Consider the following 24,893-nt stretch of genomic DNA (forward strand, 5'->3'; position numbering starts at 1 on the left):
CAAAGGTTTTTCTTTTTGTTCAAAAGGAAAGCCGAGAAGAGGAGGATTTTATGAAAGCAAGCATTGCCTTGCAAGTCTTTCCCCTATCACAGGGGATTGATCGAATTGCTATTATCGATCAGGTTATTGCTTATCTGCAAGCTCAGTCCGTGACCATGGTGGTGACACCCTTTGAAACGGTTTTGGAAGGAGAGTTTGATGAGCTCATGCGTATTCTCAAAGAAGCGCTTGAAGTGGCTGGGCAAGAGGCAGATAATGTCTTTGCCAATGTCAAAATAAATGTAGGAGAGATTTTAAGTATTGATGAGAAACTTGAAAAGTATACTGAGACGTCACATTAGTCTATTTGGTTTTCTAGGAGTCTTGTCAATCTGGCAGTTAGCGGGAATATTCAAACTTTTACCCAAGTTTATCCTGCCAACTCCTCTTGAAATTCTCCAGTCCTTTGTTCGTGACAGAGAATTTCTCTGGCACCATAGTTGGGCGACTTTGAGAGTGGCTTTGCTAGGTCTAGTCTTGGGAGTCTTGATTGCCTGTATCATGGCGGTGCTTATGGACAGTCTGACTTGGCTCAATGATCTTATCTACCCTATGATGGTGGTTGTCCAGACCATTCCGACCATTGCTATAGCTCCTATCCTGGTCTTGTGGCTAGGCTATGGAATTTTGCCTAAGATTGTCTTGATAATCCTGACGACAACCTTCCCTATCATCGTCAGTATTTTGGATGGATTTAGGCACTGTGACAAGGATATGCTGACCTTGTTTAGTCTGATGCGAGCAAATCCTTGGCAAATCCTGTGGCATTTTAAAATCCCGGTTAGTCTGCCTTACTTTTATGCAGGCTTGAGGGTCAGTGTCTCCTACGCCTTTATCACGACAGTGGTATCTGAGTGGTTGGGAGGCTTTGAAGGACTTGGTGTTTATATGATTCAGTCCAAGAAACTGTTTCAGTATGATACCATGTTTGCGATTATTATTTTGGTGTCGATTATCAGTCTTCTAGGTATGAAGCTGGTCGATATCAGTGAAAAATATGTGATTAAATGGAAACGTCCTTAAAATAGAGCGTTTTTGAAAAAGAAAAGAGGAAATAACATGAAAAAGACATGGAAAGTGTTTTTAACGATTGTAACAGCTCTTGTAGCTGTCGTGCTTGTGGCTTGTGGCCAAGGAACTGCTTCTAAGGACAACAAAGAAGCAGAAGTCAAGAAGATTGACTTTATCCTAGACTGGACACCAAACACTAACCACACTGGACTTTATGTAGCCAAGGAGAAAGGCTATTTCGAAGAAGCTGGAGTAGATGTTGACTTGAAATTGCCGCCAGAAGAAAGCTCATCTGACTTGGTGATCAATGGCAAGGCACCATTTGCTATCTATTTCCAAGACTACATGGCTAAGAAATTAGAAAAAGGAGCAGGGATTACTGCCGTTGCCGCTATCGTAGAACACAATACATCAGGAATCATCTCACGTAAATCGGACAATGTCAGCAGTCCAAAGGACTTGGTTGGTAAGAAATACGGAACTTGGAATGACCCAACGGAACTAGCTATGTTGAAAACCTTGGTAGAATCTCAAGGTGGAGACTTTGAGAAGGTCGAAAAAGTACCAAACAACGACTCAAACTCGATTACACCAATTGCCAATGGTGTCTTTGATACTGCTTGGATCTACTACGGTTGGGACGGTATCCTTGCCAAATCTCAAGGTGTAGACGCCAACTTCATGTACTTGAAAGACTATGTGAAAGAGTTTGACTACTACTCACCAGTTATCATCGCAAACAACGACTATCTCAAAGACAATAAAGAAGAAGCTCGTAAAGTTATCCAAGCTATCAAAAAAGGCTACCAATACGCTATGGAACACCCAGAAGAAGCTGCAGATATCCTCATCAAGAATGCACCTGAACTCAAAGAAAAACGTGACTTTGTCATCGAATCTCAAAAATACTTGTCAAAAGAATACGCAAGCGAAAAGGGAAAATGGGGACAATTTGACGCAGAACGCTGGAATGCCTTCTACAAATGGGATAAAGAAAATGGTATCCTAAAAGAAGACTTGACAGACAAAGGCTTCACCAACGAATTTGTAAAATAATGACAGAAATTAGACTAGAACACGTAAGCTATGCCTATGGCGAGGAGAAGATTTTAGAGGATATCAACCTGCAGGTGACTTCGGGTGAAGTAGTCTCTATCCTAGGTCCCAGTGGTGTAGGCAAGACTACCCTCTTTAACCTGATTGCAGGAATTTTAGAAGTCCAGTCAGGTAGAATTGTCCTTGATGGGGAGGAGAATCCCAAGGGGCGCGTGAGTTATATGTTGCAAAAGGATCTCCTCTTGGAGCACAAAACGGTGCTTGGCAATATCATCCTGCCCCTCTTGATTCAAAAGGTTGATAAGACGGAAGCCATTGCCCGAGCGGATGACATCCTTGCGACCTTCCAGCTGACAAACGTACGGGATAAGTATCCTCACGAACTCAGCGGAGGGATGCGCCAGCGTGTAGCCTTGCTTCGGACCTATCTTTTTGGACACAAGCTCTTTCTTTTAGATGAGGCTTTTAGCGCCTTGGACGAGATGACCAAGATGGAACTCCACGCTTGGTATCTGGAGATTCATAAGCAGTTGCAGCTGACGACCCTCATCATCACGCATAGTATTGAAGAGGCCCTCAATCTCAGCGACCGTATCTACATTCTAAAAAATCGGCCGGGACAGATTGTTTCTGAAGTCAAACTAGATTGGTTCCAGAGCGAAGACAAGGAAGTCCAAAAAATTGCCTATAAACGTCAAATCTTAGCGGAATTGGGATTAAATACTTAGATTCTTAGAACAATATTATATATTAAGTCCAAGCAAGAACCCTGCTTGGATTTAATTGTTTCAAAGCTTATGCGGACGTGGGATTGGCTGACTTATCCATCTATCTGATAAGTTAATATAAAAATTAGCACATTATAGTTGACATACTGTTATAGACCTGTATAATATAATTGAACCATTATAGACAATAAGGAGGATAATGTGGTGAAAAAGAGAACTAGTAAACTCTTTCGTTGCTTGATGGCCTTGCTACTGGTTGTGTCGGTCTTTTTGCCTGCACTAAGACTTAATGGAGTAGTTAGTGCTGCCGAAAAAACTGAATCAGAGTACACTTTGACTACAGAGCCGACGATTAATACGAACCGATTAGTCGATCATGCCAAATATGGAGAAGGTAAGTTCTATCTTAAAACAACTTACGCATTCCCAGACAATGTAACTCTGAATAACGGTGATTTCATGGTTTATCACGTTCCAAATGAGTTCAAAATCGAAGTAGATTCTAGTACAGATTTGAAAGCTCCGAACGGTGAAACGATTGCAAAACTGACAACAGAGAAGGCAACGAATACTGCTAAGATTACAGTAACAAACGAAGAGTACTTTAAGAAGTTTAATGAGAACAAACAAATTGTTGCATCATTTACTGTGGTATGGGCAGACCATGTTGAAAAGAACAAGGAATATGAAATCAACATTCCTGGTGCAGGAGTTTACCATTTGACTCGTATCGTTCCAGACGTTGACCCAACTGGATTTACTAAATGGGGAGTTCAAGACTCAGACGATCCTAACTATGTAAACTGGCGTATCCGTGTTAACCGCTATGCAAAATCTTACACTGGTGTTAATATCCAAGATACTATTCCAGATGGGCAAGTTCTTGCAAGTGAAATCACTGGTTACTACTTCCCAGACTGGGAAAATGGTTACGGAAGAACAAAATTGGATAGTGCTCATGTCCAAGTAACAGATAAGAACCATTTCTCAATTACACCTAACGGTGATGGAACTCTTGATCATAAAGGTTTGTTCATCCTATACCGTACTCGTTTGACTAAACCAGTTGACCAAGTTACTAAACGTGTACTAAATAACGTGTCGGTAACTACAAACGAGGAAGCTCAACCGATTGATTTTGAAGGTTTTGCACCAATTACCACAACAGATGGTATTGGTGGAGGCGCCAAATCGGATGAGGTAGCTTTAGAAGTAACTAAGAAACTTGAAGGTAAAACTCTTGAAAAAGATGCATTTAGTTTCCAACTTCTAGATGACAAAGGTAGTGTTTTACAAACTGTCAAAAATGATGAGAATGGTAAAGTGAAGTTCGAGGCAATCAAATACAAAGAAGCAGGAACTTTTAACTATACCATTAAAGAAGTTAATGATAACAAACCTGGATACACTTATGATGCGAATGTCCTTAAAGCGACTGTAACAGTAGAAGATGTTTTGGGTGAAAAATTAGCGAGCGTCAAATTTGAAGATTCTAAGAAAGAATTTACAAACTCATACGCGGCTAAAGAAGCAAAACTTCAACTTGAAGCTAAGAAAGTGTTGAAGGGTAAAGCTATTGAGGCTGACCAATTTGAATTTGAGTTGAAAGAAAAAGAAAGTGACAAGGTCGTTGCGACAGCTAAAAACGATGCAAACGGTAAGATTCAATTCCCAAAACTTACGCTCACAGAAGAAAAAACTTATACATACACTATCTCTGAAAAAGCAGGTGATGTAGCCGGAGTTGAATACGATCCAAATGCTTATGAAGTAACAGTAGTCGTTAAAGATAACGGCCAAGGTCAACTTGTTGCAACTCCAACAGGTGCTGAAAACCTTACTTTCACTAACACTTATAAAGCAGCTCCAACAAATGCGACAATCAAAGCAACTAAGAAGATTGCAGGTAATAAAGAGCTTGTAGCTGATGCTTATACTTTCGAATTGAAAGAAAAAGATACAGATAAAGTTATAGCTACTGCTAAGAACGCTGCTTCAGGCGAAGTTGTCTTCAACGTCAACTACACAGAAGCGGGCGAGCACACTTACACTATCACTGAAAAAGCAGGAACAGAGTCAGGTGTGACTTACTCAACTGAATCTTACACAGTTAAAGTGAATGTAGTAGATAACGGTCAAGGTCAATTGGTTGCGACTGTAGAAAATGCGAATGCAGAACGTGTCTTCACTAACACTTATAAAGCCGCTGAAACAAAGGCTACTATCAAGGCTACTAAAGTCTTGGAAGGTAAAGCTCTAGAAGCTGGTAAATACGAATTCGAACTTAAAGAAGGTGACGAAGTCGTCGCAACAGCCAAAAACGCTGCAGACGGTTCTGTTACTTTCGAAGCTATCAAGTACGCAGCAGCAGGTGACCACACTTACACTATCACTGAAAAAGAAGGTAGCGAAGCAGGTGTAACTTACGATAAATCTACTCACAATGTAACAGTAAAAGTTACAGATAATGGACAAGGAAAACTTGTTGCAGATGTAAAAGACAACAATCCAACCTTCACCAACACTTATAAAGCAGCTAAAACAAGTGCAACGATCACAGCTACTAAAGTCTTGGATGGTAAGGCCCTTGAAGCTGGTAAATACGAATTCGAACTTAAAGAAGGTGACGAAGTCGTTGCGACAGCTAAAAACGCTGCCGACGGTACTGTGACTTTCGAAGATATCAAGTACGCAGCAGCAGGCAACCACACATACACTATCACTGAAAAAGCAGGTAGCGAAGCAGGTGTGACATACGACACTGCTAAACATGAAGTGACAGTAAACGTTACAGATAACGGGCAAGGTCAACTTGTTGCAGCTGTTACAGGTAACAATCCAACCTTCACCAACACTTATAAAGCAACTTCAACAACAGCTACTATCACGGCTACTAAAGTCTTGAATGGTAAAGCTCTAGAAGCTGGTAAATACGAGTTTGAACTTAAAGAAGGTGACAAAGTCGTTGCGACAGCTAAAAACGCTGCCGACGGTACTGTGACTTTCGAAGCTATCGAATACGCAGCAGCAGGTAACCACACATACACTATCACTGAAAAAGCAGGTAGCGAAGCAGGTGTGACATACGATACTGCTAAACACGAAGTTAAGGTAGCAGTTGTTGATAACGGACAAGGTCAACTTGTTGCGACTGTAACTGACAACAACCCAACCTTCACAAACACTTACAAAGCAGCTTCAACAACTGTTAACATCACGGCTAAGAAAGTCTTGAATGGTAAAGCTCTAGAAGCTGGTAAATATGAGTTTGAACTTAAAGAAGGTGACAAAGTAATCGGAACAGCGACAAACGCTGTAGACGGTACAGTTGCTTTCGCAGGTATTGAGTACAAAGAAGCTGGTGAGCACACTTATACTATCTCTGAAAAAGCAGGTAGCGAAGCAGGTGTGACATATGACACTGCTACACATAAAGTGACTGTTAAAGTTGTTGATAACGGTGCAGGCAAACTTGTTGCGACTGTAACTGACAACAACCCAACCTTCACCAACACTTATGTTGCGTCTTCAACACAAGTAATTTTCTCAGCTAAGAAAGTCTTGAAAGGTGATAAAGAGCTTGTAAAAGGTCAATTTAAGTTTGAACTTAAACAAGGTGACAAAGTCGTTGAGACAGCTACAAACGCTGCAGACGGTACTGTTACTTTCACAGCAATTGAGTACAAAGAAGCAGGAGAGCACACTTACACTATTACTGAAGTAAAAGGTGACGATAAGAATATCAAATATGATGAGAATTCTTACAAAGTGACAGTAACAGTGACAGATAATGGTGCGGGTCAACTTGTAACAACAGTTGAAGGTAACAACCCAACAATCACTAACACGTATACTGAACCGAAAAAAGAAGAACCTAAGGAAGGTCCTAAGGGTGAACAACCTAAGGGAGATTTGCCAAACACTGGTGGAGCAGACTTTACAGCATTCTCTACTATTCTTGGTCTAGTTCTTGCAGCTTTGGCAGGACTTGTATACCGTGCTAAAAAAGTTGACTAATCTTAACTTTGAATAAAGCAAAATGATGGTGACCGTTTTACGGTCCCATCTTTTTGTTTTTGATAGTTTATAATAAATCTGCACAACTTGCTTCCTTTTCCTTTAAAAAAATCAAAAATTTCGGTATAATAGTCAAAGATAGTCAAGGTTCAAAGAAGGAGTTTGATTTACTATGAGATTTAAAAATACATCAGATCATATCGAAGCCTATATCAAGGCGATTTTAGACCAGTCTGGTATCGTGGAATTGCAGCGGAGCCAGTTGGCAGATACCTTCCAGGTTGTACCGAGCCAGATCAACTATGTCATCAAGACTCGCTTTACGGAAAGTAGAGGTTACTTAGTTGAGAGCAAGCGTGGTGGTGGAGGCTACATTCGCATAGGGCGTATTGAGTTTTCCAATCATCACGAGATGCTACGCGATTTGCTTTATTCAATCGGAGAGCGAGTTAGTCAGGAGATTTATGAGGATATTCTCCAGCTTTTGGTGGAGCAGGACTTGATGACCAAGCAAGAGATGACCTTGCTGACTTCTGTAGCAACAGATCGTGTCCTAGGGGAAGAATCCCCAGTTGTCCGTGCCAATATGCTCCGACAGCTATTGCAAGAGGTAGATAGAAAAGAGAAGTAAGATGAACTATTCAAAAGCATTGAATGAATGTATCGAAAGTGCCTACATGGTTGCGAGCCATTTTGGAGCTCGTTACCTAGAGTCTTGGCATTTATTGATTGCCATGTCCAATCACAGTTACAGTGTGGCAGGTGCGACTTTAAATGATTATCCTTATGAAATGGACCGTTTAGAAGAGGTTGCGTTGGAACTGACTGAAACGGACTATAGCCAGGACGAAACCTTTACGGAATTGCCCTTTTCCCATCGTTTGGAGGTTCTCTTTGCAGAAGCAGAGTATGTGGCCTCAGTGGTCCATGCTAAGGTGCTAGGGACAGAGCATGTCCTCTATGCGATTTTGCATGACGGCAATGCCTTGGCAACTCGCATCTTGGAGAGAGCAGGCTTTTCTTATGAAGACCAGAAAGATCAGGTCAGAATTGCTGCTCTTCGTCGCAATCTAGAAGAACGTGCTGGCTGGACTAGAGAAGATCTCAAGGCTTTGCGTCAACGTCATCGCACAGTAACTGACAAGCAAAATTCCATGGCCAATATGATGGGCATGCCTCAAGCTCAAAGTGGCGGTCTCGAGGACTACACGCATGACCTGACGGAGCAAGCGCGCTCTGGCAAGTTAGAGCCAGTTATCGGTCGAGACAAGGAAATCTCACGTATGATTCAGATTTTGAGTCGAAAGACCAAGAACAATCCGGTCTTGGTTGGAGATGCGGGTGTCGGGAAAACAGCTCTGGCACTTGGACTTGCCCAGCGTATTGCCAGTGGGGATGTACCTGCGGAAATGGCAAAGATGCGCGTTCTAGAGCTTGATTTGATGAATGTCGTTGCAGGGACACGTTTCCGTGGTGACTTTGAAGAGCGTATGAACAACATCATCAAGGATATCGAGGAAGATGGCAAAGTCATCCTCTTTATCGATGAACTCCACACCATCATGGGTTCTGGTAGCGGTATTGACTCGACTCTGGATGCAGCCAATATCTTGAAGCCAGCCTTGGCTCGTGGAACTTTGAGAACGGTTGGTGCCACCACTCAGGAAGAATACCAGAAACACATCGAAAAAGATGCTGCCCTTTCTCGTCGGTTTGCCAAAGTGACGATTGAAGAGCCAAGTCTAGCTGACAGTATGACCATTTTGCAAGGTTTGAAGGCCACCTATGAGAAACACCACCGTGTGCAAATCACAGATGAAGCTGTTGAAACGGCTGTCAAGATGGCGCATCGTTACTTGACCAGTCGTCACTTGCCAGACTCTGCTATCGACCTCTTAGATGAGGCGGCAGCAACAGTGCAAAACAAATCCAAGCATGTGAAAGCAGACGAATCCGACTTGACTCCAGCTGACAAGGCCCTGATGGATGGCAAGTGGGAACAAGCTGCCCAGCTAATCGCAAAAGAAGAGGAAGTTCCTGTCTATAAAGACTTGGTAACAGAATCTGATATTTTGACCACCTTGAGTCGCTTGTCGGGTATCCCAGTCCAAAAACTGACGCAAACGGATGCCAAGAAATACCTGAATTTGGAGGCTGAACTACACAAACGTGTCATCGGCCAAGATCAAGCTGTTTCAAGCATTAGTCGTGCCATTCGTCGCAATCAGTCAGGTATTCGTAGTCACAAGCGTCCGATTGGTTCCTTTATGTTCCTAGGGCCGACAGGAGTCGGTAAGACCGAATTGGCCAAGGCTCTGGCAGAAGTCCTCTTTGATGACGAATCAGCCCTTATCCGCTTTGATATGAGTGAGTATATGGAGAAATTTGCGGCTAGCCGTCTCAATGGAGCACCTCCTGGCTATGTGGGCTACGAGGAAGGTGGGGAGTTGACCGAGAAGGTTCGCAACAAACCTTACTCAGTACTTCTCTTTGACGAGGTAGAAAAGGCCCATCCAGACATCTTTAATGTCCTCTTGCAGGTTTTGGACGACGGTGTCTTGACAGATAGCAAGGGGCGCAAGGTTGATTTTTCAAATACCATTATCATCATGACGTCAAACCTTGGTGCGACGGCTCTTCGTGATGACAAGACGGTCGGCTTTGGCGCTAAAGACATTCGTTTTGACCAGGAAAATATGGAGAAACGAATCTTTGAAGAGCTGAAAAAAACTTATCGACCAGAGTTTATTAACCGTATTGATGAAAAGGTAGTCTTCCATAGCTTGGATAGCGAACATATGCAGGAAATTGTCAAGATTATGGTTAAACCATTGATTGCTAGCCTAGCAGAGAAAGGCATCGACTTGAAACTGCAAGCTTCAGCCCTGAAGTTGCTAGCTAGTCACGGTTACAATCCAGAAATGGGAGCCCGTCCACTTCGCAGAACCCTGCAAACAGAAGTGGAAGATAAGTTGGCAGAACTCCTCCTTAAGGGAGAACTTGTAGCAGGCAAGACCCTCAAGATTGGTGTCAAAGCTGGTCAACTAAAATTTGATATTGCTTAAAAATGGAGAGTCAGGAGCAGTCCTGATTCTTTTTTTCCTACTTTTTTATAAAAAATGATAAAAAACTATTGACAAAACAAAAATATAGTGTATAATAAAAACATAGAAAATAAAAATATCAAAAACTATAAAAAGGTAAAACGTTTATGAAAAAGAAAACAGCAGTGGTATTTGGGACCTTTGCCCCTCTTCATCAGGGTCATATCGATCTGATCCAGCGAGCGAAGCGTCAGTGTGACCAGGTCTGGGTAGTCGTTTCAGGCTACGAGGGAGACCGAGGTGAGCAGGTAGGTTTAAGTCTTCAAAAACGATTTCGCTATATCCGAGAGGCTTTTCGGGATGACGAGTTGACCTCTGTCTGCAAGCTGGATGAGACCAATCTTCCCCGTTACCCTATGGGCTGGCAGGAGTGGTTGGACCAGATGTTAGCGGAGATTTCCTATGATGAAACCCAGCAAGAACTGACTTTTTTTGTAGGAGAAGCAGACTACCAGCAAGAGCTAGCTAAACGTGGATTTGGCACTGTCTTGCAAGAAAGAAAGTTTGGTATCTCAGCGACTATGATTCGAGAAAATCCAAGCAAATATTGGAAATACATCGCTCAACCCTTCCGTCGTCAGTTTACAAAGAAAGTGTTGATTATGGGAAGTGCTAGCAATGGGAAGACCACTCTGGCCAAGGATTTGGCAAGGTATTACGATGCGCCCGTTAGTCTGGAATACGCGCGTGAGTACCAGATCAAAAACAATGTCCGCGATGATGAATTGACTCCAAAGGATTACTACTATCTCCTGTTGGGACAGTATGACCAGACCTCCAAGTTAATCGACAGCAATGCCAATCGAGGCCTAGTGATAGCCGATACCAACTCCTTGGTAACCAAGGGCTACTATGACTATTACATGGAGACTGAGGACCAAGGGGACTTATCAGGAGAAACCTTTGACAATCTCTTTGTTTCGATCTTGGCCAAGGAAAAATGGGACTTGATTCTCTTCGTGCAACCTATCGGTTCCTATGTCAATGACGGATTTAGAGATATGACCATGGCAGAGGACCACATTCGCTACAGTTTTTCCCAGCATTTGGATGAGATGAGGGAGAGATACTTAACGACTATTCCTTTAGTTTATCTAGCAGAGGATTATCTAGGCAATTATGAAGCAGCAAAAGTGGCTATTGATGCCATTTACCAAGCAGATTAGGAGAAAAATATGAAAAAGCTAACTGAAAAAATCACACAATTTATCGAAAACTTTAAAAATGTCCATGCAGAAGCCCGCAAGATCGGTTTTGCAGGAATCATGCGCTTGCTATGGAAAGATCTCTTTGTCGGCCGTAGTCTTTTCCAGTGGTTGTATCTCATCGCCTTGTCAAGTGTTCCCTTGATCTTGGAATTCACACAAAATACGGAAAGTCATGACTGGCTAAGCTTGTTTGCATCTTGGACTGGTATTGTCTGTGTTATCTTGGTAGCAGAAGGGCGTGCAAGCAATTATCTCTTTGGGGCCATTAACTCTGCTATCTACTTGATCTTGGCCATGAACGCGACTTTTTATGGAGAAGTTTTGACGACCGTTTACTTCTTTGTCATGCAGCCGATTGGTCTCTATGCTTGGTTGTCCAATCGTATCAACGACCAAGGAAAACCAGAAGAATCCCACTTTGAAGCTAAGAAATTATCTGTTCTTGATTGGCTCAAGTACTTGGCCTTGACTGCTATTATCTGGATTGGTATGGGCTTGGCTTATCAAAGTATCAATAGTGCTCGCCCTTTCCGTGATAGTGTTACCGATGCGACCAATGGCGTTGGTCAGCTTTTGATGACACGTCTCTACCGTGAGCAATGGATTTTCTGGATTGCCACCAATCTCTTTAGTATTTATCTCTGGTGGGGTGAAAATATCCACATCCAAGGGATGTACTGGGTTTACACACTCAATAGTCTAGTGGGATGGTACCAATGGACCAAGGCAGTTCGAAAGGAGGCATAAGATGGCAGACATAAAGATTCCAGCCGGGATGACGGAAAAAGAATATTATGAAATCCATGCCAGTCAGGAGGAGTTTTTAGACTGGTACTACAAGCAGGAACTCCCTCAATATGAAAAACCAAGTGTGACAGTGGATATGGTAGCCTACTGCTTTGTCGAAGGAAAAATTAAACTCTTGCTAATCCGTCGCAAGGCCCACCCTTATCAAAACTGTTTGGCCTTAGTTGGAGGCTTTATGGACAAGGGAGAAGATGCTGCGCATGCCTGTCAGCGCGAGGTGAGAGAAGAAGTCAATCTCGATCTACCTTTGGAGAAAATCGAGCAATTGATGACGGTATCGACCCCCGGTCGTGATCCACGGGGCTGGACAGTGACCATTGCCCACTTAGTGTACCTACCTAGTCGTGCCTTAGACCTCGTTCAGGCGGGTGATGATGCCAAGGATGTCGTTTTTGTAGATGTCAATTTTCAGACAGGCAAATGTTTCCTAGAGGGAGTGGAGCTGGACGAGCAAGCCTTCGCCTTTGACCATTATGCCATTATCCAAGAATCCATCAAACGAATTCAAGGCCGTCTCGACTGGAATCCGACCTTCCTCTATCTGCTGGAGGAGGAATTCACTGTCTACGAAGGGACTGAACTGGTCAATCTCATCAATCCCGGTCGCCCAATTGTCAGCAATAACTTTCTCGTAAAATACGGCGAATACGTAGAAGAAGTTGGACTCAAACGAGTACCCAAAAAGAAACCAAGAAAAACCTATCGATTGAAATAAAGAGGTCGGGAAGAGTTCCCGACCTCTTTATTTATCATCATTTTTTATGAATGGCTATCTTTCTTAGGATTACTCAACATGTGAGTAAAGAAGTCTTTGTATCGATACTTGAGATAGATCTCATGTAAAAATAACAAAGCGATATAAACAATCAAAAAGATTGCAGTCAGATAGAAGACATCAAATGCAGTTCGCGCATAGTAAGTGGCTGATTGATAAGAGCCAATAGCTCCCAAAATCAACCAAGGAAGATACTTGTAATACTTATTTAGCATAAGAGTGCACCTCCTATATTCTATTTCGATGTTATTATATTCCTTTGTCTAATACAATGCAAGCGATTACACAAAGATGATGTAAAAAATAGGACTCTTATCTAAAAAATTTTCTATTTTTTCGTTTCGATTACGAATAGAAATAGTAGAGAGAAATTTTTTAAAATAGTTTCTCTAAATAGTTGACAGATTCAAAGTCCAATGTTACAATTATATTACAAAAAGATTTCTTAACATTTCAAAAATGTTACAAAGGAGTAGAAAAATGAAAAAGAAAACCTATATCAAATTGATGGCAGCGACTGTATTGGCTTCTACCTTGCTACTAGGAGCTTGTGGAAATAAAAATGAAACCACTCAAACCAGTAGCTCTGCCAAGACAAGTCAATCATCAAGTTCTAAAGCAGCCTCTTCTAGCAAAGAAAGCAAGACACAAAAATCTTCAAGCTCAGCTTCATCTGAAAAGGTTCAGGCATCTTCAGGTCAGTCTTCTACAACGCCAGATCAGTCACAAGCGAAACCAGCACCTGAATCAAGACAAGAACAAGCAGCTCCTAGTCAACAAGCTCCATCTCAGGCACCTTCAACTCAGCAAGGTTCTCAAGCTCAGTCTAACCAGTCAGGCTATGATCCAACAACTGACCGCCAACTTCAAGACAAGCAAGCAGAACACAACAAACGCTACAAGGGTGTTTTAACCATGGTCGATGGTGATTTCTCAGCAGCTGCAGGCAACTGGAAGGGAGCAAATGGCGAAACTATTACGGTTTCATCAGGGGGCCAGTTTACAGTAGAAACTGCAGATGGAAAGAAAGAAAACTATTCTATCAGAGGCTACTCTTACACCCTTGATGATGGCAAGTATAATGCCAAAATCGGTGGAGGAAAAATCATCCAAATTACAACAGGTGCGGATGGTAAAGTTTCGAGCGTTGCCTTGATTCAATAATAGTACCTAGGTTTTCCTAGGATCTAAAAAACCGTAAACTCCAAGTGAGTTACGGTTTTTTTGTGTATTATGCTTTGTCTAATTGCAAGAGGGCTTCAATCTCTGCTAGGGTGCTAGCTTGTGAAATGGCTCCACGAAGTTTGGCAGCTCCAGATGTTCCCCGGAGGTAGTGAGGAGCGAGACCGCGGAATTCACGAACGGCTACGTTTTCTCCTTTGAGGTTAATCAAGCGTTTCAAATGTTCGTAGGCGATTTTCATCTTGTCTTCAAATGTCAAGTCAGGGAGAATTTCTCCTGTTTCAAAGTAGTGGTTGATCTGGTTGAAGAGATAGGGGTTTCCCATGGCTGCGCGACCAATCATGACAGCGTCAGCCCCGACTTCTTCGATACGCTGTTTGGCTTCTTGGACCGTACGGATATCACCATTTGCGATAAATGGAATCTTGGTCAAAGCTTGAGCAACCTTGTGAAGAGTCTCAAGGTCTGCGTGACCTGTGTACATTTGTTCACGGGTACGGCCGTGCATAGCGAGGGCAGAGACACCTGCAGCCTCAGCAGCGAGGGCATTTTCCACGGCTAGGGATGGATCAGACCAGCCAGTGCGCATTTTGACAGTGAGGGGGATATCAAGGACAGATTGGACCTTGTTGATAATAGAGTAGATCTTGTCTGGATCCTTGAGCCACATAGCGCCAGCTTCGTTCTTCACGATTTTGTTAACTGGGCAGCCCATGTTGATATCGACGATATCGGTCTTAGTATTTTCTTGGATGAATTCTGCTGCGCGAGCGAGGCTGTCTTCATCACTACCAAAAAGTTGGATAGACACGGGATTTTCTCCTTCGTCAATATGAAGCATGTGCAGTGTTTTTTCGTTGTTGTACTGGATTCCCTTGTCAGAGACCATTTCCATCACAACGAGTCCAGCTCCGAGCTCTTTTGCGATGGTACGAAAGGCTGAGTTGGTCACGCCAGCCATAGGCGCTAAAACGGTACGATTGGGAATCTCAACATTGCCAATCATAAAGGGTGTATTAAGATTTGTCACGAATGAGTTCCTCCAGGTCGTTTTCATCAAAGTTGTAAGTTGTTTGGCAGAATTGGCAAGTGATTTCAGCCCCGTGGTCTTCCTCTTTCATTTCCTCAAGATCTGAGTTTGGAAGGCTGGCAAGAGCGTTCATAAAACGGTCTTTACTGCAGTCACATTGGAAACGAATTTCTTCTTCAGATAGACGTTTGTAGGATTCGTCACCATAGATAGCCTTGAGAAGGGCTTCGATATGATCATCGCTTTCCAGAAGGGTTGAGATGGCTGGCATTTCTTGGATGCGTTTTTCAAAGCGGGCAATCTCTTCTTCCTTGGCCCCGGGCAAGACTTGGAGAAGAAAACCACCGGCAACTTCAACCTTGTCCTCTTTGTCTAAAAGAACATTGAGGCCGACTGCTGAAGGAGTTTGTTGACTTTCTGTCAGGTAATAGGCCAAGTCTTCACCGATCTCCCCAGAGATGAGAGGGGTCATGGAGTTGTAGGGATTTCCAGTACCGTAGTCTGTGATAACGAGAAATTGACCGTTTCCAACAAAAGGACCGACTAGGACTTCACCCGTTGCAGTTTTTTTGATGTCAACACCTGGATTTTGAACGTAGCCTTTAACATTGCCCTTGGTATCTGCGACCGTGATGATGGCACCGAGAGAGCTGGTTCCCAGAACTTTAACTGTTAGTTTGGTATTTCCTTTTTCATTGGCTGCGAGAATTTGGCTAGCGATAAGGGTACGACCAAGTGCGACAGTTGAACTGGCTTGAGTTTGATGTTTTTCTTGAGCAGTGCGGACAGTTTCGGTGCTATCAAGGACAAAAGCACGAAAGGCTCCGCTTTCTGATATTGTTTTAATAATTTTATCCATAGCTACTATTTTAGCATAAAAATGCCCAAAGGGGGAGTCGTGTGTTTGCTGTTTCTGTGGAATAAGGACGAGGAAATCGGCTTTAAAATAAAATGAGAAACAGATTATTTCAGCATTTGAAAGATTTATGCTATGCTTGTAGGAGAGAATGAAAGGGGTAACAAATGTATTTAGGTGATTTGATGGAAAAAGCAGAATCTGGTCAATTTTTAGTCCTTTCCTTTCTATTACAAGATTCGCAGACAACAGTCAAGAAAGCCATGGAAGAAACAGGTTTTTCAAAGGCGACCTTAACCAAGTACATTTCTCTGATTAACGAAAATGCCTGGGAAAGAGGGCTAGAGCTGACCATTCACTTGGAAGATGAAAATCTGCGTTTGTCGATTAGTGCAGATACCAAGGGAAGAGAGATTCGGAGCTTGTTTTTAGACAATGCCATTAAGTACCAAATTTTGGTTTACCTTCTCTATCACCAACAGTTCCTAGCCCATCAATTGGCTCAAGAATTAATGATTAGCGAGGCCACGCTTGGTCGCCATTTAGCTAGTCTAAATCAGATTTTGTCAGAGTTTGACTTATCCATCCAAAATGGTCGTTGGCGAGGTCCAGAGCATCAGATTCGTTACTTTTATTTCTGCCTTTTTCGCAAGTTGTGGTCCAGTCAGGAATGGGAAGGACATATGCAGAAGCCAGAGAGAAAGCAGGAGATTGCCAGCTTAGAAGAAATCTGCGGTGCTAGCTTGTCTTCAGGTCAGAAACTGGACTTGGTTCTCTGGGTTCACATCAGTCAACAGCGCCTTCGGGTTAACGCCTGTCAGTTTCAAGTCATAGAAGAAAAAATGCGAGGGTATTTTGACAATATTTTCTACCTTCGTTTGCTGAGAAAGGCTCCGTCCTTTTTTGCTGGGCAACATATCCCTCTAGGAACTGAGGATGGGGAGATGATGATTTTCTTCTCTTTCCTTCTTTCCCATCGTATCTTGCCCCTTCATACCATGGAGTATATCCTTGGTTTTGGGGGAGAACTTGCGGCTTTACTGACACAAATGATCCAGGAAATGAAGAAGGAGAAGCTATTAGGGGACTATACAGAGGACCATATCACTTATGAACTGAGTCAACTTTGTAGCCAAGTTTATCTCTACAAGGGCTATATCTTGCAAGATCGATACAAGTATCAGATAGAGCATCGGCACCCTTATTTGCTGATGGAGCATGACTTTCGAGATATTGCTCAGAAAATTTTCGCCTCCTTGCCAGCCTTTCATCAGGGGACGGATCTGGATAAAAAAATCCTTTGGGAATGGCTTCAGTTGATGGAGTATATGGCAGAAAATATAGGCAAACATCTGAGAATAGGGCTAGATCTAACAGCAGGCTTCCTTGTTTTTTCGAGAATGTCAGCCCTTTTAAAACGATATTTGGAGTACAATCGCTTCATTACTATCGAAGCCTATGACCGTACTCGTCATTATGATTTGCTGGTTACCAATAACCCTATCCATAAGAAAGAACAAACACCTATCTACTATTTGAAAAATGATTTGGACATCGAAGATTTAGCTACGATCCGTCAGATGCTATTTGCCTAAAAGACCTGATTTTTCAGGTCTTTTTTGTGAAATTCGCACAAACTCCTCACTTTTTTTAAAAATTTTAAAAAAATTGATAGACAAGAAAGCGCTTTATTTTGTATACTAGTTACTGTAAAGAGGAACCCCCTCAAGATTTTATCAGGAGGACAGCACATGTCACAAGAAAAATACATCATGGCTATTGACCAAGGAACTACCAGTTCTCGTGCCATCATTTTTAACAAAAAAGGAGAAAAGGTCAGCTCCAGCCAAAAAGAGTTCACTCAGATTTTCCCTCAAGCAGGTTGGGTTGAGCACAATGCCAATGAAATTTGGAACTCTGTTCAGTCAGTTATCGCGGGTGCTTTCATCGAAAGTGGTGTGAAACCAAGTCAAATCGAAGCCATCGGGATTACCAACCAGCGTGAAACAACTGTCGTCTGGGATAAGAAAACAGGGCTCCCTATCTATAATGCTATCGTTTGGCAATCACGCCAAACTGCTCCTCTGGCTGAACAACTAAAAAGCCAAGGTTATGTGGAAAAATTCCATGAAAAGACTGGTTTAATCATCGATGCTTACTTCTCTGCTACCAAGGTTCGCTGGATTTTGGACCATGTAGAAGGCGCTCAAGAGCGAGCTGAAAAGGGTGAATTGCTCTTTGGTACTATCGATACTTGGTTGGTTTGGAAATTGACTGACGGTGCGGCTCACGTGACGGACTACTCAAATGCGGCTCGTACCATGCTCTATAACATTAAACAACTAAAGTGGGATGATGAGATTTTGGAAATCCTCAACATTCCTAAGGCTATGCTTCCAGAAGTTCGTTCTAATTCTGAAATCTATGGCAAGACAGCTCCATTCCATTTCTACGGTGGAGAAGTGCCAATCTCTGGTATGGCGGGTGACCAACAAGCAGCCCTCTTTGGTCAGTTGGCTTTTGATCCTGGTATGGTTAAAAATACCTACGGAACTGGTTCCTTCATCATCATGAACACTGGTGAAGAAATGCAGTTGTCTGAAAACAACCTTTTGACAACGATTGGTTATGGTATTAACGGCAAGGTTTACTATGCTTTGGAAGGTTCTATCTTCATCGCAGGAAGTGCCATTCAATGGCTTCGTGACGGTCTTCGCATGGTGGAAAACTCACCAGAGTCTGAAAAATATGCTCTTAATTCTCACAATAATGACGAAGTCTATGTCGTACCTGCCTTTACAGGTCTAGGGGCACCATACTGGAACCAAAACGCTCGAGGATCTGTCTTTGGCTTGACTCGTGGAACAACTAAAGAAGACTTTATCAAGGCGACTTTGCAATCTATCGCTTATCAAGTACGTGACATCATCGACACCATGCAAGTGGATGCTCAGACAGCTATCCAAGTCTTGAAGGTAGATGGTGGTGCAGCCATGAACAACTTCCTCATGCAGTTCCAAGCTGACATCTTGGGAATTGATATCGCACGCGCTAAAAACTTGGAAACAACTGCCCTAGGGGCAGCCTTCCTGGCAGGATTGTCAGTAGGCTACTGGAAGGACTTGGATGAGTTGAAACTCTTGAACGAGACAGGAGAACTTTTCGAACCATCGATGAACGAATCTCGTAAGGAACAACTCTATAAGGGCTGGAAGAAGGCTGTGAAAGCAACTCAAGTCTTTGCGGAAGTAGATGACTAATATTGGAAGAATAAAGTGACTCAGATAGAAAGTGTGTAAATATGGAATTTTCAAAGAAAACACGTGAATTGTCAATTAAAAAAATGCAGGAACGCACCTTGGATCTCTTGGTTATTGGTGGCGGGATTACAGGAGCTGGTGTAGCTTTGCAGGCAGCAGCCAGTGGTCTTGACACTGGTTTGATTGAAATGCAGGACTTCGCAGAAGGAACATCTAGCCGTTCAACAAAATTGGTCCACGGAGGTCTACGTTATCTCAAACAATTCGACGTGGAAGTGGTATCAGATACAGTTTCTGAGCGTGCGGTGGTTCAACAAGTCGCTCCACATATTCCAAAACCAGATCCAATGCTCTTGCCAGTTTACGACGAGGATGGAGCAACATTTAGCCTTTTCCGTCTCAAAGTAGCCATGGACTTGTACGACCTATTGGCAGGGGTTAACAATACGCCTGCTGCAAACAAGGTTTTGAGCAAAGAAGAAGTCTTGGAACGCCAGCCAAACTTGAAGAAAGAAGGTTTGGTAGGAGGTGGAGTTTATCTTGACTTCCGTAACAACGATGCGCGTCTCGTGATCGAAAACATCAAACGTGCCAACCAAGATGGTGCCCTCATTGCCAACCACGTGAAGGCAGAAGGCTTCCTCTTTGACGAAAGTGGTAAGATTACAGGTGTCGTGGCTCGTGATTTGTTGACAGACCAAGTCTTTGATATCAAGGCTCGTCTGGTTATCAACACGACAGGTCCTTGGAGCGACAAGGTACGCAATCTGTCTAATAAGGGAACGCAATTCTCACAAATGCGTCCAACTAAGGGAGTTCACTTGGTGGTGGACTCAAGCAAGATCAAGGTTTCACAGCCAGTTTACTTTGACACAGGTTTGGGAGATGGTCGTATGGTCTTTGTTCTCCCACGTGAAAACAAGACTTACTTTGGTACAACCGATACAGACTACACAGGTGATTTGGAACATCCAAAAGTGACGCAGGAAGATGTAGATTATCTACTTGGCATTGTCAACAACCGCTTCCCAGAAGCAAACATTACCGTTGCTGATATTGAAAGCAGCTGGGCTGGTCTTCGTCCATTGATTGCAGGCAATAGCGCTTCTGACTACAATGGAGGGAATAACGGAACCATTAGTGATGAGAGCTTCAATAGCTTGATTGCGACTGTCGAAGCTTATCTCTCGAAAGAAAAAACGCGTGAAGATGTTGAATCTGCTGTCAGCAAGCTTGAAAGCAGCACATCTGAGAAACATTTGGACCCATCTGCAGTTTCTCGTGGTTCGAGCTTGGACCGTGATGACAATGGCCTGTTGACTCTTGCTGGTGGTAAAATCACAGACTACCGTAAGATGGCTGAAGGAGCTATGGAGCGTGTGGTTGACATCCTCAAAGCCGAATTTGACCGTAGCTTTAAACTCATCAACTCTAAGACTTACCCTGTTTCAGGTGGAGAATTGAACCCAGCAAATGTGGACTCAGAAATTGAAGCCTTTGCTCAACTTGGAGTTTCACGTGGCTTGGATAGCAAGGAAGCCCAGTATCTCGCAAATCTTTACGGTTCAAATGCACCGAAAGTCTTTGCACTTGCTCACAGCTTGGAACAAGCGCCAGGACTCAGCTTGGCAGATACCTTGTCCCTTCACTATGCAATGCGCAATGAGTTGGCTCTTAGCCCAGTTGACTTTCTTCTTCGTCGTACCAACCACATGCTCTTTATGCGTGATAGTTTAGATAGCATCGTTGAGCCAGTTCTGGATGAAATGGGACGATTCTATGATTGGACCGAAGAAGAAAAAGCAGCCTACCGTGCGGATGTCGAAGCAGCTCTTGCTCAAAACGATTTGGCAGAACTAAAAAATTAAGAAAAACTAGAAGAGAGGGGAGGGCAGCATTCCTTGTCGCCAGCCCCTTCATTTAAATGGAGACAAAGATATGATGAAAGAATTATTTGGAGAATTTTTGGGGACCTTAATCCTGATCCTCCTAGGAAATGGTGTTGTTGCAGGTGTGGTTCTTCCCAAAACCAAGAGCAACAATTCAGGATGGATCGTGATTACTATGGGATGGGGAATTGCTGTAGCCGTTGCGGCCTTTGTATCTGGCACGCTCAGTCCAGCCCACCTAAATCCAGCTGTGACGTTTGCGATGGCCTTAAAAGGAACGCTCTCTTGGGCTTCTGTTTTCCCTTATATCCTAGCCCAATTCGCAGGAGCGATGGTGGCTCAGATTTTGGTTTGGTTGCAATTCAAACCACACTATGAGGCGGAAGAAAATGCAGGAAATATTCTAGCAACTTTCAGCACTGGACCAGCTATCAAAGATACTGTGTCAAACTTGATTAGTGAAATCCTTGGGACTTTTGTCTTGGTATTGACAATCTTTGCTTTGGGTCTCTATGACCTTCAAGCAGGGCTAGGAACCTTTGCAGTGGGAACCTTGATTGTCGGTATCTGTCTTTCACTAGGTGGGACAACTGGTTGTGCCTTGAACCCAGCTCGTGACCTCGGTCCTCGCATTATGCATAGCCTTCTTCCAATTCCAAACAAGGGAGATGGGGACTGGTCTTATGCTTGGATTCCTGTTGTAGGACCTGTTATTGGTGCAGCCCTAGCAGTTCTCGTATTTTCACTTTTCTAAGATAAAAGAGTTATTGGCAACAGAGTTTGAGATGGAAATCTCAGGCTCTTTTTTGATGGCCAAAACATTAATATTTTAACTTATCTTAAAATAAGCTAAAACCAATTTTTAAGTTATGGTAAACAGTTGAAAAAAAGGTTGATAAAGTGGTAAAATGTTAGGAAGATAAGATGCTAACAATACATACTGATAGTTAATAGAAATAATATATTAATGGATAGCTTATGAAAAAACAACGAAATTTACATGTATTCTTAGGCCGGACGGCTCTATATTTTGTAATCTTGCTTGGTTTGCTTTATTTTTTTAGTTACCTTGGTCAGAGCCAAGGCACCTTTATTTATAATGAGTTCTAGTTTAAAGGAGAAGAGGAACAGTGTCTAATAAACCAATAAAAGATATGATTGAAACGATTGAGCACTTTGCTCAAACACAACCAACATATCCTGTCTACAATGTTTTAGGCCAAGAACATACTTATGGTGATCTGAAGGCTGATTCGGATAGTTTGGCTGCAACCATCGATCAACTAGGCTTACCTGAGAAATCTCCAGTCGTCGTTTTTGGCGGACAGGAATATGAGATGCTGGCTACCTTTGTTGCGCTGACCAAGTCGGGACATGCCTATATTCCAATTGATAGCCATTCGGCCTTGGAACGAGTTTCTGCTATCGTAGAAGTTGCAGAGCCAAGTTTGATTATTGCCATCTCGGATTTTCCATTAGAGCAAACTAGCACACCAATGCTGAATTTAGAGCAAGTCCATGAAGCTTTTGCTCAAGTTTCTAGCTACGAGATGATCCATCCAGTCAAGGGAGATGACAACTACTATATCATCTTTACTTCTGGTACGACCGGTAAGCCTAAGGGAGTGCAGATTTCCCATGATAATCTCCTCAGCTTTACCAACTGGATGATTACAGATAAGGAATTTGCGACGCCAAGTCGTCCACAAATGCTGGCTCAGCCCCCTTATTCTTTTGACCTATCTGTCATGTACTGGGCACCGACTTTGGCACTTGGTGGCACGCTTTTCGCTCTTCCTTCGGCCATTACTCAGGACTTCAAAAAACTCTTTGCGACCATCTTTTCACTGCCCATTGCTATCTGGACCTCAACACCGTCCTTTGCAGATATGGCCATGTTGTCAGAAGACTTTAATAGTGAGAAATTGCCAGGAATCACGCATTTCTACTTTGATGGTGAAGAATTGACGGTCAAAACAGCTCAAAAACTACGCGAGCGATTCCCAGATGCCCGTATTATCAATGCTTACGGACCAACAGAAGCGACAGTGGCTTTGTCAGCAGTTGCTGTAACAGACGAGATGTTGACGACTCTCAAACGCCTGCCAATCGGCTATACCAAGGCGGATTCTCCGACCTTTATCATTGATGAGGAAGGTAAGAAAGTTCCAAATGGTGAGCAAGGAGAAATCATTGTTTCTGGGCCAGCTGTTTCAAAAGGCTATATGAATAATCCTGAAAAAACAGCAGAAGCTTTCTTTGAGTTCGAAGGTCTTCCAGCCTACCACACAGGGGATGTAGGAACCATGACAGATGAGGGCTTGCTTCTCTATGGTGGACGCATGGATTTCCAGATTAAGTTTAATGGTTATCGCATTGAGCTTGAAGATGTCTCTCAAAACCTCAACAAGTCTCGCTTTATCGAGTCGGCTGTTGCTGTCCCACGTTATAACAAGGATCACAAGGTGCAAAATCTATTGGCCTATGTCATCCTAAAAGACGGTGCCCGTCAGCAGTTTGAACGTGATATCGATATTACCAAGGCTATCAAAGAAGACCTAGCAGATATCATGATGTCTTATATGATGCCGTCTAAGTTTCTTTATCGAGATAGTTTGCCGCTAACGCCTAATGGTAAAATTGATATCAAGGGCTTGATTAACGAGGTAAACAGTAGATGATGGAGCTTTATAAACAGCTACCTCATTTGGAACCTTATGGTGATCTTCAGTACTTTTTATACGTAATTGTTGCGACTTTACCTATCTTTATCGGTCTTTTTTTCAAGAAACGTTTTGCCTTGTACGAGGTGCTCGTTAGTCTCTTCTTTATCATCACCATGTTGGTCGGTGGAAAGACGAATCAAATAAGCGCTCTTATCCTTTATGTTATTTGGCAAGTGCTGCTTGTATCTTTCTACAAAAGGTACAGGAAACAACGGGATAGTAAATGGATATTTTACCTGATTAGCTTTCTATCTCTATTGCCAATCGTCTTTGTGAAAGTATCTCCTGCTATTCATGGACCTCAATCTTTGTTTGGCTTTTTAGGGATTTCTTACTTAACCTTTCGTGCAGTTGGGGTTATCGTTGAGTTGAGAGACGGTGTCATCAAGGATTTAACGATTTGGCAATTCTTACGTTTTCTTCTCTTTATGCCGACTTTCTCAAGTGGTCCCATTGATCGTTTTAAACGCTTCAATGAAAATTACGAGACCATTCCTGAGCGGGATGAGCTGATGGATATGCTAGAAGAGGCTGTCAAATATATCATGCTTGGCTTCCTCTACAAGTTTATCTTGGCTCACATTTTAGGAGAGACATTATTGCCTCCGCTGAAAAATTTGGCCTTGCAGACAGGTGGTTTCTTTAACCTCTACGCTTTAGCGGTCATGTACACCTTTGGCCTGGAGCTCTTCTTTGACTTTGCGGGCTACTCTATGTTTGCCTTAGCCATTTCAAACTTGATGGGGATTCATAGTCCTATCAACTTTAACAAGCCCTTTTTGTCAAGGGATTTAAAAGAGTTTTGGAATCGCTGGCACATGAGTCTGTCTTTCTGGTTCCGTGACTTTGTCTTTATGCGGATGGTCATGGTGTTGACCAGAAAGAAGGTCTTTAAAAATCGCAATGTCACTTCAAGTGTAGCCTATATTCTCAATATGCTGATTATGGGATTTTGGCATGGTGTGACCTGGTACTACATCGCCTATGGACTTTTTCATGGGATTGGGCTGGTCATCAATGATGCTTGGGTTCGTAAGAAAAAAACACTCAATAAAGAACGGAAAAAAGCTGGAAAGGGTTCCTTACCTGAGAATCGCTGGATTCAGTTGCTTGGCATGGTTGTCACCTTCCATGTCGTGATGGTTTCATTCTTAATCTTTTCTGGATTTTTGAATGATTTATGGTTTAAAAAATAAAAGGATATG

Annotated in this window: 21 protein-coding genes; 18 read left to right on the top strand and 3 right to left on the bottom strand. The window is 42.8% G+C overall.

The window, feature by feature from the left end:
- The first annotated feature begins 50 nt into the window (after positions 1-50).
- The 10 genes from ACORHV_RS00240 (at position 51) to ACORHV_RS00285 (ending at position 12,685) form a co-directional block, all read left to right on the top strand.
- Positions 51-341 (top strand): thiamine-binding protein, encoded by a 291-nt coding sequence (locus tag ACORHV_RS00240; protein WP_000647656.1) that lies wholly within the window; start codon positions 51-53, stop codon positions 339-341.
- Positions 304-1,062, top strand: a complete 759-nt coding sequence (locus ACORHV_RS00245; RefSeq protein WP_001245122.1) for an ABC transporter permease — start codon at positions 304-306, stop codon at positions 1,060-1,062. The genes ACORHV_RS00240 and ACORHV_RS00245 overlap by 38 nt, the downstream gene beginning before the upstream one ends.
- Before the next feature lie 36 nt (positions 1,063-1,098).
- Entirely contained in the window at positions 1,099-2,106 is a 1,008-nt protein-coding gene (locus ACORHV_RS00250) for an ABC transporter substrate-binding protein (protein ID WP_000754530.1), read from the top strand.
- Positions 2,106-2,834 (top strand): ABC transporter ATP-binding protein, encoded by a 729-nt coding sequence (locus ACORHV_RS00255; protein WP_000136211.1) that lies wholly within the window; start codon positions 2,106-2,108, stop codon positions 2,832-2,834. The genes ACORHV_RS00250 and ACORHV_RS00255 overlap by 1 nt, the downstream gene beginning before the upstream one ends.
- Positions 2,835-3,038: 204 nt before the next feature.
- On the top strand, positions 3,039-6,851 hold the full coding sequence (locus ACORHV_RS00260) for a Spy0128 family protein (RefSeq protein ID WP_434398303.1): 3,813 nt from the start codon (positions 3,039-3,041) through the stop codon (positions 6,849-6,851).
- Between the two features lie 172 nt (positions 6,852-7,023).
- Positions 7,024-7,482, top strand: a complete 459-nt coding sequence (locus ACORHV_RS00265) for a CtsR family transcriptional regulator (protein WP_001211257.1) — start codon at positions 7,024-7,026, stop codon at positions 7,480-7,482.
- A 1-nt stretch (position 7,483) separates the two neighbouring features.
- Positions 7,484-9,916 (top strand): ATP-dependent Clp protease ATP-binding subunit, encoded by a 2,433-nt coding sequence (locus ACORHV_RS00270; RefSeq protein ID WP_001109729.1) that lies wholly within the window; start codon positions 7,484-7,486, stop codon positions 9,914-9,916.
- Between the two features lie 146 nt (positions 9,917-10,062).
- Positions 10,063-11,121: an AAA family ATPase gene (locus tag ACORHV_RS00275; protein ID WP_000730570.1), complete on the top strand. Its 1,059-nt coding sequence runs from the start codon at positions 10,063-10,065 to the stop codon at positions 11,119-11,121.
- A 9-nt stretch (positions 11,122-11,130) separates the two neighbouring features.
- On the top strand, positions 11,131-11,910 hold the full coding sequence (gene pnuC, locus ACORHV_RS00280; protein ID WP_049479311.1) for a nicotinamide riboside transporter PnuC: 780 nt from the start codon (positions 11,131-11,133) through the stop codon (positions 11,908-11,910).
- Between the two features lies 1 nt (position 11,911).
- On the top strand, positions 11,912-12,685 hold the full coding sequence (locus ACORHV_RS00285; RefSeq protein WP_000763399.1) for an NUDIX domain-containing protein: 774 nt from the start codon (positions 11,912-11,914) through the stop codon (positions 12,683-12,685).
- A 44-nt stretch (positions 12,686-12,729) separates the two neighbouring features.
- Here ACORHV_RS00285 and ACORHV_RS00290 read toward each other — a convergent pair whose 3' ends face one another.
- Complete coding sequence (locus ACORHV_RS00290) at positions 12,730-12,960, bottom strand: hypothetical protein (RefSeq protein WP_000933125.1); 231 nt, start codon at positions 12,958-12,960, stop codon at positions 12,730-12,732.
- A 265-nt stretch (positions 12,961-13,225) separates the two neighbouring features.
- On the opposite strand from ACORHV_RS00290, the gene ACORHV_RS00295 reads away from it, so the two are divergent.
- Complete coding sequence (locus ACORHV_RS00295) at positions 13,226-13,909, top strand: hypothetical protein (protein WP_000730911.1); 684 nt, start codon at positions 13,226-13,228, stop codon at positions 13,907-13,909.
- 67 nt (positions 13,910-13,976) lie between these two features.
- Here ACORHV_RS00295 and dusB read toward each other — a convergent pair whose 3' ends face one another.
- Positions 13,977-14,957 (bottom strand): tRNA dihydrouridine synthase DusB, encoded by a 981-nt coding sequence (dusB, locus tag ACORHV_RS00300; RefSeq protein WP_000183317.1) that lies wholly within the window; start codon positions 14,955-14,957, stop codon positions 13,977-13,979.
- Positions 14,944-15,816: an Hsp33 family molecular chaperone HslO gene (gene hslO, locus ACORHV_RS00305; protein ID WP_042903064.1), complete on the bottom strand. Its 873-nt coding sequence runs from the start codon at positions 15,814-15,816 to the stop codon at positions 14,944-14,946. Before hslO ends, dusB begins: the two co-directional genes overlap by 14 nt.
- Positions 15,817-15,980: 164 nt before the next feature.
- Between hslO and ACORHV_RS00310 the strand changes: the two genes are divergently transcribed.
- The 7 genes from ACORHV_RS00310 to dltB all read left to right on the top strand — a co-directional run bounded on the left by ACORHV_RS00310 (position 15,981) and on the right by dltB (position 24,884).
- The gene (locus ACORHV_RS00310) at positions 15,981-17,408 is read left to right on the top strand and encodes a helix-turn-helix domain-containing protein (RefSeq protein WP_434398308.1); all 1,428 of its coding nucleotides are present in this window, start codon (positions 15,981-15,983) and stop codon (positions 17,406-17,408) included.
- 156 nt (positions 17,409-17,564) lie between these two features.
- A complete protein-coding gene (gene glpK, locus ACORHV_RS00315; protein ID WP_414271961.1) occupies positions 17,565-19,073 on the top strand; it encodes a glycerol kinase GlpK in 1,509 nt (502 codons plus the stop codon).
- 41 nt (positions 19,074-19,114) lie between these two features.
- Entirely contained in the window at positions 19,115-20,941 is a 1,827-nt protein-coding gene (gene glpO / locus ACORHV_RS00320; RefSeq protein ID WP_434398311.1) for a type 1 glycerol-3-phosphate oxidase, read from the top strand.
- 70 nt (positions 20,942-21,011) lie between these two features.
- Positions 21,012-21,716 carry an MIP/aquaporin family protein gene (locus ACORHV_RS00325; RefSeq protein ID WP_434398312.1) on the top strand — a complete coding sequence of 235 codons (705 nt, stop codon included), beginning with the start codon at positions 21,012-21,014 and terminating at the stop codon, positions 21,714-21,716.
- Between the two features lie 224 nt (positions 21,717-21,940).
- Positions 21,941-22,072 carry a teichoic acid D-Ala incorporation-associated protein DltX gene (locus ACORHV_RS00330; RefSeq protein WP_008276434.1) on the top strand — a complete coding sequence of 44 codons (132 nt, stop codon included), beginning with the start codon at positions 21,941-21,943 and terminating at the stop codon, positions 22,070-22,072.
- A gap of 20 nt (positions 22,073-22,092) precedes the next feature.
- The gene (gene dltA, locus ACORHV_RS00335) at positions 22,093-23,643 is read left to right on the top strand and encodes a D-alanine--poly(phosphoribitol) ligase subunit DltA (protein ID WP_434398314.1); all 1,551 of its coding nucleotides are present in this window, start codon (positions 22,093-22,095) and stop codon (positions 23,641-23,643) included.
- The gene (gene dltB / locus ACORHV_RS00340) at positions 23,640-24,884 is read left to right on the top strand and encodes a D-alanyl-lipoteichoic acid biosynthesis protein DltB (protein WP_000970392.1); all 1,245 of its coding nucleotides are present in this window, start codon (positions 23,640-23,642) and stop codon (positions 24,882-24,884) included. The genes dltA and dltB overlap by 4 nt, the downstream gene beginning before the upstream one ends.
- Positions 24,885-24,893: the final 9 nt, after the last annotated feature.

The organism is Streptococcus sp. KHUD_016, from assembly GCF_051106465.1.
Classification (GTDB): domain Bacteria; phylum Bacillota; class Bacilli; order Lactobacillales; family Streptococcaceae; genus Streptococcus.